Consider the following 683-nt stretch of genomic DNA (forward strand, 5'->3'; position numbering starts at 1 on the left):
CGCTTGCAAGCCGCCTAAATTCTGACCTCCGACACGTCAATCTCGCCGTTCATCAGCTTTGGCAGAAGCGTGTCACGGAGGGAGGCAAGGCGCTGATTCTCATATTGATTAGCCAATATCTGTTCAAACAACGGCTTTACGATAGTATCAAAATCATTCATATCGCTGATAGACGGCACAAGAGCTTCCATTAGTCCGAATTGCGCTTTGTTGAGATTAACTATTGTACTACCGCTTTGTCCTAAACGGTTGATTTTTTCAGAAAATGTTTGCATAAGCAGGAAGATGTAGTAAGACGAAAATCTTTCTTTAGGGATAATTGAATTTATCTGTTGATTAGTTTGACTGTCTACAGCAACAAGCGTAACAAGTCCTGCTGTACCTATACAGCTAACGCATATTGAATTTGCAGGCAAAGTTTTCTTGGATTGAGAATCTGAACCCATTTCTGATAAGCTCCGCTCAGTTGAAATAACATAGACATTATTATGCATATCCGGTATGGTGATAAATGGCATATAATCTCCATAATACTCTTTTTTCTTTGTTGAAGGAGTTTTACCGCATACAATATCACTTGAAAGGTCGGAGATAGTACCAATAGACCAATCATCAGGCATAACCCCACCAAACGGCTCAAAATCAACAAACCAAGCCTTGAAAAGAGCCTGCGCCTGCTGCTC

The 683-nt window shown here is 40.8% G+C and carries 1 protein-coding gene; it reads right to left on the reverse strand.

Going from position 1 to position 683, the window contains the following annotated elements; translation table 11 throughout:
- Nucleotides 1-14 precede the first annotated feature (14 nt).
- Nucleotides 15-683, reverse strand: a 669-nt coding sequence (locus RF007C_RS04055; protein ID WP_037297482.1) for a restriction endonuclease subunit S, incomplete at its 5' end; no start/stop codon positions are given.

It is taken from the genome of Ruminococcus flavefaciens 007c (genome assembly GCF_000571935.1).
In the GTDB taxonomy this organism is placed as follows: domain Bacteria; phylum Bacillota; class Clostridia; order Oscillospirales; family Ruminococcaceae; genus Ruminococcus; species Ruminococcus flavefaciens_F.